The sequence below is a fragment of the Dysgonomonas sp. genome (assembly GCF_035323175.1).
Lineage (GTDB): Bacteria > Bacteroidota > Bacteroidia > Bacteroidales > Dysgonomonadaceae > Dysgonomonas.
Window position 1 is genome coordinate 108,867 of the sequence record NZ_DAOKYH010000006.1, and the last position, 11,405, is coordinate 120,271.

Sequence of the window (11,405 nt, forward strand, 5' to 3'; positions counted from 1 at the left end):
CCTTTGGTCAGAATGACAGGGAAAGTCTACTCCATCAAATGTGTTTCCAGTACCTGCTTTGTCGAAAAATCTTCAAGCCCCAGATAGTAAGCTGCCGTATCTATCAGGGCATCCATCGGAACAAGACCGATGATTTCTGCTCCTACAACAGATACTCCGTAGCGATTTGCTTCTATTCTTACTAACTCGTGGGCACGGTAGATAGCTGTTTTAGTAAAATCTGTCAGGTTCATCGAGACTTGTACGATTCCTCTTTCTGTCAGTTCCACACCCATAGCCTTACAGAAGCGTAATCCACCACCTAGAAATCGCACCTTCTTTGCTATCGTGTCTGCTATCTCGAGCTTGTTGGTATTCAGGTTTACATTGTATGCTACCAACGGCATGCGTGCCCCTATAACAACACCTCCGGCTGTTGGGTGTGGCTGATCGGGTCCAAAATCGGGCTTCCATTCGGGTAGAGTCATCTTTTCTTTCAGTCCTTCAAACTCTCCTTTCCGGATTGTAGCCAGATTTTCGCGATGAGGAGCAGATGCTGCTTTTTCGTAAAGGAATACCGGCAATCCATAGCGTTCTGCGACTTCCTGTCCTACTTCTTTCGAGAGATTGACGGCTTCTTCCATACTTACATTGCGGATAGGAATGAAAGGAACTACATCAACAGCGCCCATACGGGGATGTTGTCCTTTGTGGTGGTTAAGGTCTATTACTTGTACTGCTATGCCTATAGCTTCTATCACTGCTTTTTTTAGAGCATCTGGTTCGCCTACAACGGTTACTACCATACGATTGTGGTCTTTGTCTGTGCTGTAGTCCAACAGTTTTACGCCTTCTTTTGCACGGAAAGCATTTACAATCTTTTCTACTTTCTCAAGATCGCGTCCTTCGCTAAAATTTGGTACGCATTCAACGATTTTGTTTGAGCTCATGATATTATTTTATTAAGACTTGTTACTACCTTTTTTATAGCGTGCAGATATTTTTGGAGAACCTTCGTAACTCATGATGATAGACAGATTTTAATTTTATTTATTATCCTGCTTATTTCGTTTTATCATAATCTGCTCTTGTCTCCAAGGTAAGTGATTCTGTATCACAATCCCATATACTCACATAATTGTCGGAAAGTACGATATGTGTGTCCCATCCGGCATACTGTGCATAAAGCATCAACGTACAAATATCAGTAGGCGTAATAAAGTCACCTGTCTCAGGAGCATGAGAGTGAACTGAGACTACAGCTTCTTTTCCTCCGTCAAAGTCGATAGGAATTAGATTCCTGTGAATTTCTTTTTTCTCTTTCACATTGTTTTGTTCGTCAAACGTTAGCAGATAATCGTTTCCGAAGAGCATTACTCCGGTAACCTTTGGAGCGGTTAATACATATACTCTCTTTTCTCCGTTGCGGATATAGGGGATAAGATTGAAGTTTGTATTGCTATATGTCTTGAATAAGACGCTGTCTTCCTGTATTTCGGCTAAAGCTTTTTGCCGTATAGTAAACAGCTGCTTTTCATCTTCCCTGAAGTCTCGTTCCTTGAAGTCTATAGTTGCTGTTTCTACTATTTTGATATCTCCGAACGAAACTACCCCGATTACTTTTGGATTTGCACTTCTTGAAAAGAACAAACACTTTGCAGTTCCATTATCAATATAGGAGAAATATCCACCGATCCGCTCTTTCTCTTTGAAGCTTTTTGTAAAAATATCTGTCCCATGCCATGCTGTAATTTCGAGACGGTAAAGGTATTTTCCTTCTTCGGTAATTTGATCGGCTATCTTTTTTAGGTCTATATTCTGACTAAAAACATTAGCTGATAAAAGCAGAAGTATAATTGTGATAAGTTTCTTCATTAATTATTTTCTATAATATTCTTTACTAATTCATCATCTGCAATATAGGGTATAGTGATGTGATAACCATCGTTGTGAGTCTCATTAAAAGACTCGCAAGTTTCGATTGCATGTTCGTTTCGTGCCCACGAACGGCGTGCTACTCCTCCCATCACGTCCCATAACATAGATGAACGTATAATTTCGTCAATTCGTTCACTACCATCGCAAACTAATCCAAATCCTCCGTTAATAGCTTTGCTAATGCCAACGCCTCCTCCATTGTGAAGCGCAACGAGGCTCATTCCCCTTGCCGCATTTCCGGCAAAACATTGTACAGCCATGTCTGCCATTACATTGCTGCCATCTTTTATGTTTGCTGTTTCCCGAAAAGGAGAATCTGTACCGCTTACATCATGATGATCGCGCCCCAACATTATCGGGCCGACTTCTCCATCCCTAACCAGTTTATTGAAACGTAAGGCAATATTCATTCTTCCCAGCGCATCTTGATATAAGATACGTGCCTGTGTACCAACCACAAGTTGATTTTTTTCAGCTTCGCGGATCCATTCGTAATTGTCTTTATCTTGTCCCCTCCGTGTAGGGTCGATGCATTCCATTGCCGCATGGTCTGTTTTGATGAGGTCTTCATGTTTTCCGCTGAGGCAAACCCAACGGAAAGGTCCATATCCATAATCGAACAATTCGGGTCCCATAATGTCTTCCACATACGAAGGCCAGATAAAGCCATCTTTTTCGTCGACGCCATTTTTAGATATTTCTTTTATACCTGAATCGTATATTGCTTTCATGAAAGAATTACCATAATCGAAGAAATATATGCCTTTAGCAACTAGCTTGCGGATAACTTCAAAATGACGTCTAAGAGAATCGTTTACTAGCTTGTGAAATGTTTGCCTATCTTCTTTTAATAATCTTGTCCTCTCTTCAAATGATATCCCAACAGGGCAATAGCCGCCTTCGTATACTGCATGGCAGGAGGTCTGATCTGAAAGTAGGTCTATGTGAATTTGATTTATTTCTGCATACTCCAGCAGATCAATAATATTGCCATGATAAGCTATGGAACAAGGCTTTTTATCTTTTTGGGCCTGTTTAGCCATATCAAAAGCCTCTTTTGCTTCGGATATGATATGATGTACCCATCCTTGTCTGAAACGTGTTTCGATGCGAGAGTGATCTACTTCCGCTACAATAGAAACAGCACCCGCTATATCGGCAGCCTTGGGTTGTGCTCCACTCATGCCTCCCAGGCCTGACGAAACAAACAGATAGCCTGCTAAGTTTTTATCTTGAGGAATGCCTAGTTTTTTCCGTCCGGCATTTAATAGAGTATTGAATGTACCATGTACTATACCTTGTGGTCCTATATACATCCATCCTCCGGCTGTCATTTGTCCATAATTGGCAACACCCATCTGCGCAGCAATTTCCCAATCAGCCTGATTGTCGAACATGCCCACCATCATAGAATTTGTGATAATGACTCGCGGAGCATCAGGCTTCGATTTGAACAGACCAAGAGGATGTCCGGACTCAATAACTAAGGTCTGATCCCTCGTAAGTACTTCAAGGTACTTTTTTATCAATTGATATTGCATCCAGTTTTGACAAACTTGCCCTGTCTCGCCATACGTAACCAACTCGTACGGATATAATGCGATATCGAAGCAAAGGTTATTATCTATCATTACTTGAAAGGCTTTTCCTTCGATACAGTTTCCTTTATATTGGTCGATAGACTTCGGGAAGATGTCTCCCTGTGGACGGAAACGGTATCCATAGATGCGTCCCCGGGTTTTAAGCTCTTTGAGAAACTCAGGAGCTAAGGTTTCATGTAATTCGACGGGAATATATCGTAAAGCATTTTTAAGTGCTGTTATTGTCTGAGCAGCACTGAGCCTAAAGCCTCTATCGGGTGCACGGCGTATCCCTTCAACAAAAGACGGATATTCGGGTAATCTATTATCAAGTCTGATGTCCATGATGTTTGATTCTTGGTTACATCTCTCGAAGATAAGATTTATATTTTTATCCTAAAATATATTGAGTATATTTCTCAATATGTTTTACGACAAAATATCAATATCTGTAAGTTAAATAGTGAAAATCGAATAGGTCTGAATATTCTCAGCGTCTGTTAGTCTACCTGTTGTTATCAAAATGTCAGACGTATTGCTTCAAACTTTGCAGGAAGTCAGATAAATTCACATCTCTATCCAGATCCATCTTCTTTCGTAATCTGTATCTGTTTACTTCTACACCCCGTATAGATATGTTGAGCAATGGTGCTATTTCCTTCGAGGAAAGGTTCATATTGAGGTATGCACACAGTATTTTATCATTGCGTGTCAAATTAGGGAACCGTTCGTCAAGTAGCTTGAAGAAATCCTGATGTATCAGGTCAAAGTTTGATTGGAATATTTCGAAGTCTGTGTCATGCTCAATATTGGTATTGATCTGGCTGATTAGACTCATCACCTTTTGTTTGATTGTGCTTATTTGTTTTTCTTCATCAATGGCTTTGGATATATTTAATGCATTTCGTTTCACATTTTCGAGCATCTCATTTTTACGGATCACATTCAGCATATAACCATTCAGCTCTTGCGTCTTATATTTCAATTCATTTTTCAGATTCTCGTTTTGTAGCTCATATATCGCTTCATCTTTCAGCTTTGTTTCTTCTTCATAGCGTCTGGTTTGAGCAATTAGTTCCTCGCCCTTCTGATGTATAATTTTCTTTTGTTTACTGATTGTTTTTTTATAGATGATAAGTATTAAAATCACTATAGCTAATGAATAAAGCAAATAAGCTAGTACCGATCTGTACCAAGGAGGGTGGACTGTAAAACTAAATGATGTAATGCTCGAAGAATCGGGGTTGCCATCAATAAATGCTTTTACCTCGAAAACATATTTACCCTCGTGAAGACCTGTGTATTCTTTAACAGTATTGGTCGAGGGGATACTCCAATCGTCATCTATTCCTTTCAGCCTGAAGCTATATAATATATCTGAGGAATGATCGTAGAAGGTTGCTGCAAAATTTATTTTTATAGAATTTAATGAGTATGGCAATGAAAGTCTTTTTTCGCTGCTGCCATAGCTTAAGATACTGTCGTTTTTACTACAAGTTATTTCTCGGATGTAAGTATTTATAGTTGAGAATTTACCATTTTTTCTTGACATGTCTATTCTTGCAAAGGCATTATCGACGGCTACAATAGCCGTTTCGGGATCGATCATGTTTATATTTTCATAGCTGTCTATCAGTTCGTTCGAAAGCCCCCAGTTGTGTATATATTCTTGGTATTTACCTTCGCTATATGGTAAAACTTTTAGATTGCGATCGGCAACAAACCAAATATTTTTGTATTTATCTACATAGAGAAATTCATAATACTTTGGTCCTTCCAGCATCAACTCGAGTTGTGTATAATGATCGAACGAGTCGGTTATCCGGCTATATTGGAGTATTCCGTTGCGGGTACATATAACCAGATTGTTCTCTATCTTTCTGATAATAATATTGGAATCGAAAGCATTATTATTTAGCGTATAGGTCTTGTATCGGATTATTTTCTCAAAATTTTTATCGAAGGTTAGTCGGCGCATGGTACCATTCGCATTTGCCACCCAAAAATTATAGGGCTCGTCATCTTCTATAAATCCTCGGAATGAGTCTCTAAATTCGGGAATTTTATGTGAAAACATCCAACGTCCATTTTCTCTCTTCAGAATACAGAATCCCGAATAGGTGGCAACCATAAGCTTATTCTTGTCTTCACTTAGGGCATGAGTTTCCCAAGCTCCCAAAAGGTCTATTTTGTACGTCTCTGTGGGGGTTATTACCATTATACCATTATCCCCCGAACTAAAGAGTGTATTATCTATTATGTTGGTAGACCAGATTTGCCCTTCCGAGCCTTTTATTAATTGATAGCGATTATCTTTATCGAGCTTATAAAGAGCCTGGTTAGTCCCAAAATATAGTTCATTATTGTACATGGCGCTACTGTATCCTGTGCCGATCGGTGATACTGTTGCAAATAATGGCCTGATGGGAGAGTTGAGGCTTATATAGCTTATCCCTTTATCAAGTCCGAGCCATAAGTTTTGGTTACTATCAAAAAAACACCCTAAAACTGTATTATTTTTTAAGCCATTATTAATATTAAACTCTTCTTTGTAGAACGGATCTTTTAGGTCGAATATGATGACGCCGTTTTGGACTGATCCAATAGCGATTTTTGATCCTGATATGGCTGTGCTAAATAATTGATTCTTCTGTATGAAGCTATCAGCTATGGAGTTAATTTGTTGTATGTTGTTTTTATTTAACAGATATAAACCTTTCTTCGCCGATGTTACTAATATATCTTTATTGTATGATAATAGACTTACAATTTTATGCCCACTCAATGGTTCGGATGCTTCCAGTAATGTTAGTTTGTTATTCGAGTTTAGATAAAAGATTCCATTAGGTGTTGCCAGATACAATGTTCCTTCATGTAAAAGAGAACAGTCTATTTTTGTATCGGAATCTATCATGCTGACATTTCCTGCCTTTTTATGGTATATATGGATATAACGTTCACTTATAAAGTAAATCACATCTCCCCCATCCTCTATATTCCAAACTTCTCCTCCCCAATTTTTTGTTTTGTCTGATAGGGAGCGGTATGTTAGCTGACCGATTGCATTTGGTTTAAAAAGGCCAAATTCGGAACTCCCGCCAATATATATATTGTTATCAATAATTTTAATAATCCGTATCACATTATTTCTTATTGGATATGATGTCCAGTTTACTCCATCGAACTCTAACAAGCCATTTGAGTTTGCCGAATATATCCATCCTTTGTCAGATTGTGTTATCATCCAGTTCTGAAATCCGGCTTTGTATTGGCTTCGTTCATAATTTGTGATTTTACGCTGCCAGATAGACGTGGAATGTGCAGGAACAATCAGTGATACTCCAATTATTACTGAAAATATAAAAGATAATATGTGTTTATTCATTTTCCCAACGATGTGTTTATCATATGATCAATCGAGTTGTGCTACTACTAGATAAATCCTCTTATATATTTGAATTTAATTTTTATTGTTATATTTTTTTATAAAATATGGTTAACTATCGAAATTTCAAATGGGCAGTTGATATCATATGACGTTAATGTTTTCTTCTGGATCTCTACATTTATATTCCTATTGGTATCAAATATACAAATATAATTATAAAAAATGGGTGTAAAGTTTTTTTTTGTTTTAATGGTTTGATATACAGATGATATATCTTCTGTTTGTAGTAGTGAAAGTGCTATATATTTAGCTTAAATCGATTAGAAAAATAACCAATATATTTCTAATACTACTACTATTTTAGATTTTTAAAATTGGGCAAGGAGTTATTATTTATATTATTTTCGGACGACTTGGATATACTTTTTTGATCTATGTGGAAATTATACAAATCTTATTAAATTTTATATATATCTTATATATAGATAATTATATTTTATGTGTAGTACTGATGTAGTGTTTAATTTAGTTCTTTTTTGAGTTTTTGTTGTAGTGAAAATATGTAAAAACAAAAACATCAACCCTATTTTTGTGTTAACAAATAAAAACAAGAGTTACCTATTTCTCTTACATGTTAACTTAATCCTAAATCTGATCATGGTAGAATAATTTAAGAATATCTATGTGGTAAAAGGAGAGAAGAAGATTATCCTTTATACCGTTTTCCAATTAATCTAATTACCTTATTTATAAATACCAATTCCCAGAATACATATTTTTATATATAAAATTTTATAGAGACCTAGCAAATATGAAGGATGTTTTTTCCTGAATTGTTCTCAAACAGTTTAAAATTTTCATAATCAAATGATACAGAATCGTAAATATTTAAGCCTTTTGGTTTTCAAGGGAAAAGAAGCCGCCCTTTTACTGAAAGAATAAAGAGGTTATGATTCTTATATATTTAACTCATTGTAACTAAACAAAAAACCTTATAGACATGGCTAACGAAAATCTAGTATGAAAAACATTAACCGATTGCATAAGAGTGAGAAAAACAAACAAACTTATTTCATTATATCATAAGATAAATACAATTTACCTAATTTTACTAGAGAACTTATTTACCGATAGCATAAGTCTATATACAAGACTCTAGAAAAATACGAATCATCTCACTTCAGTCAAAGAATTTATAAACAAAACAGAATTTAGTAGCATTAATCAGCAAATTGAATTCAGCAAAATTAATTAAGCATGAGAAAAATTTTGTTATTATTATTAACATTATCCTGTTACATTCAATTGTTTTCACAAGAGATTACAGGAGTAGTTTCTGACAATACAGGAGAACCGATCATCGGAGCCACTGTTGCCCTTAAGGGTAAAGCGGTTGGGTCATTGACCGATATTGACGGAAAATATTCAATCAAAGTTGACAATAGCAACGATGTACTTGTATTTTCCTATGTAGGGTATATCCGTCAGGAAATAAAAGTAGGAAATCAGAAACAAATAAATGTTGTTCTGATCGAATCCGCAAAAGAACTTGATGAAGTTGTTGTTGTTGGATATGGTGTACAGAAGAAAGCTCTTTTAACGGGAGCAAATACAAACATAAAAGGAGATAAAATAGCTGAAGTCAAACCTACTACAGCGATGGAGGCTCTTCAGGGTGTTGCACCAGGTGTTAGCATTACACGTAATAGTGGGGCACCAGGATCGGGTACAAAAGTTACTATTCGTGGGATGGGTACCATTGGTAAATCTGATCCTCTCTACATCGTGGATGGTATTGCTGTTGGAGGTATAGATTATTTGAACCCTGCAGATATACAATCTATTGATGTTTTGAAGGATGGGGCCTCTACTGCTATTTACGGTTCGCGAGCTGCTAATGGTGTGATCCTAGTCACTACAAAAAAAGGAGAGAAGGGTGCATCTCCTACAATAAATTATGATGGATATTTCGGAGTTCAAAATATATATAAAAAGTTGCCAACTTTGAATGCTCAGGAATATATGTATATTATTGATGAGGCTCGTTCTAACGAAGGTCTTCCTCTTTTCGATTGGAAAAATAAAATAATTAATGACAATCTTTATTTGGATGAATCTTTTGTGGGAAAAGTAGGTCAGCAATATGGTCAATATATTTGGGATAAATTACAGTCAGGATGGAAGGGGACTGATTGGGTGGACGAAATATCCCAAAAGGATGCCCCAGTTCAAAGTCATACGATCAATATTACCGGATCGGGTACAGATGTAGTTTATGCACTTGGATTCTCATATTATGATCAAAAAAGTATTATTGGTGGAAATGTAACAGATGCAGGTTACAGACGTATTACAGGTAGGATGAATACTGAGTTTACAGTATTGAAAAGAGGTAGCAAGCCTATGTTAACGATAGGAGAAAATGTAACTTATACAAATACTATAAACAGAGCTGTAGCTAATGGTAATATCTACTGGAATGATTTGCACGATGCATTAGTTTCTACTCCATTGATACCTGCATACTGGAGAGATAATGAGAATATATTGCCGAAAACATGGGGCTATGGACCTGCTCTTGAGGGAGTTTCTTCTAACCTTATAAATCCTTTGGCAAGAATGTATTTCCGCCACCAATACAATTCGGGAAGCGGTAATACAATAGTGGGAAATGTTTATGCTTTATTTGAGCCAATAGAAGGATTAAAGTTGAGATCTTCTTATGGTGTTAACTCATGGTTCGGTAAAAGTAGATCATATGCACCTATTTATAAATTAGGTAAGTTCCAAGAGAATACCACAGACGGAATTGACCAATCAATGAATATGGGGGCTACAACAACATGGACAAATACCGTGTCCTATGAAAGAAAAATAAATGATCACAAAATTAGTGGATTATTGGGAACAGAATGGGAAAATCAAATGACTAACTCTGAACTTAGCGGACATAAGTCTGATTCAAAATATCCGGGCTCATTTGATCATGCATATTTAAATAATGCAGAAAACCCTTTGTCTGTGTCACAAATATCTACAACAGGAGCTGATTGGGCAGCTCAAGGAGGGGGATTACTCTCTTACATTGGTCGTTTGAATTATAATTTCAAAGAACGATATATGGTAGATTTCACATTCCGTGCCGATGGGTCTTCTAACTTTGCAAAAGGTAACCGTTGGGGATATTTTCCATCGATTTCTGCCGGATGGAATTTTACTGAAGAAAGTTTCATGCAACCAACATCTACGTGGCTTAATTATGGTAAGTTAAGAGCTAGCTGGGGGCAAAATGGAAATGAAAGTATATCAAATTTTGTTTATTCTTCGAATATCAGGTATGTGAATCAAGGATATTATTTTGGTTCCAACAAAGAGGTTCCATCTGCTGGTGCTCTTCCTGCTAATGTTCCTAATCCTGATGTAAAATGGGAAACTTCAGAACAGGTCAATGTTGGACTTGACGCTAGATTTTTGGCCTCTCGACTTGGGTTGACATTTGATTACTATGTTAAGACTACTAAGGATTGGCTCGTTAAACCTCCAATTTTAGGTACATATGGTGCTGGTGCTCCTTTTGTAAATGGGGGAGATGTGCGTAACTCGGGATATGAGATTGCATTAAACTGGAATGACTCTTACAATGATTTTAAATATGGAGTTACGCTAAGTGGTGCTCATAACAAGAATAAGATTATTCGCATAGCTAATGCAGAAGGTATAATGACGGGTCTTCCTGATGTACTGTCACAAGGGACTCCTTATATTTCACGCTTAAAAGTTGGTTATCCTATGGGATATTTCTATGGTTATAAAACTGACGGTATCTTACAGAATCAACAAGAAGTGGATGCGTATGTCGATAAAAATGGAAATCCTATAAAAATAGGAATTGAAGATGGTATAGCTCGCAAACCCGGAGATGTACGTTTTGTTGACCAAAATGGAGATGGAGTGATAAATGAAGATGATAAAGTTATGTTAGGTAAGTATCAGCCTGATTTTGAAATGGGGATACAATTAAATGCCGAATATAAAGGTTTTTATGTAAACTCAACCCTGGTTGGGAAATTTGGTATGCAGGTAATGCAATCTTATCGTTCGTTTGCTGATAGTCCATGGCAAAACTATACAACTCAAATTTTTGACCGTTGGCATGGGGAAGGAACTTCTAACAGATTGCCACGCTTGACGTATACTACAAATGCAAATTATACTTTGATTTCAGATATATATATGCATGATGCAGATTATTTGAGAGTAAGCAACTTGACTATCGGATATAATTTTGATAAATTATTAAAGAAATCTAATTTTATAAAAAGAGCTTCAGCTTATATCTCTATTAATAACTTGTATACATTTACTAATTATGACGGGATGGATCCTGAAAGAGGTTGGAGTGGTAGTGATGCAAGAAGTAACGGCATATATGATGATTATGGCTGGGCTGGAGGTGTAGATTTAGGCCTTTACCCGCTTCCTCGTACAGTAATGTTTGGTGTTAGTATAACTTTATAATT

At 36.7% G+C, this 11,405-nt stretch carries 5 protein-coding genes; 1 reads left to right on the forward strand and 4 read right to left on the reverse strand.

From position 1 onward, the window contains the following. Window positions 1–26 precede the first annotated feature (26 nt). The 4 genes from ftcD to PKC55_RS09380 all read right to left on the reverse strand — a co-directional run bounded on the left by ftcD (window position 27) and on the right by PKC55_RS09380 (window position 6,882). Complete coding sequence (gene ftcD, locus PKC55_RS09365) at window positions 27–929, reverse strand: glutamate formimidoyltransferase (RefSeq protein ID WP_324372802.1); 903 nt, start codon at window positions 927–929, stop codon at window positions 27–29. 112 nt (window positions 930–1,041) lie between these two features. Further along, a complete protein-coding gene (locus PKC55_RS09370) occupies window positions 1,042–1,854 on the reverse strand; it encodes a hypothetical protein (protein WP_291124060.1) in 813 nt (270 codons plus the stop codon). Next, window positions 1,854–3,842: a urocanate hydratase gene (gene hutU / locus PKC55_RS09375; protein WP_291124062.1), complete on the reverse strand. Its 1,989-nt coding sequence runs from the start codon at window positions 3,840–3,842 to the stop codon at window positions 1,854–1,856. The genes PKC55_RS09370 and hutU overlap by 1 nt, the downstream gene beginning before the upstream one ends. Before the next feature lie 181 nt (window positions 3,843–4,023). Then, a complete protein-coding gene (locus PKC55_RS09380; protein ID WP_291124064.1) occupies window positions 4,024–6,882 on the reverse strand; it encodes a triple tyrosine motif-containing protein in 2,859 nt (952 codons plus the stop codon). Window positions 6,883–8,142: 1,260 nt separating this feature from the next. On the opposite strand from PKC55_RS09380, the gene PKC55_RS09385 reads away from it, so the two are divergent. After that, entirely contained in the window at window positions 8,143–11,403 is a 3,261-nt protein-coding gene (locus tag PKC55_RS09385; RefSeq protein ID WP_291124066.1) for a SusC/RagA family TonB-linked outer membrane protein, read from the forward strand. The last annotated feature ends 2 nt before the right edge of the window (window positions 11,404–11,405 follow it).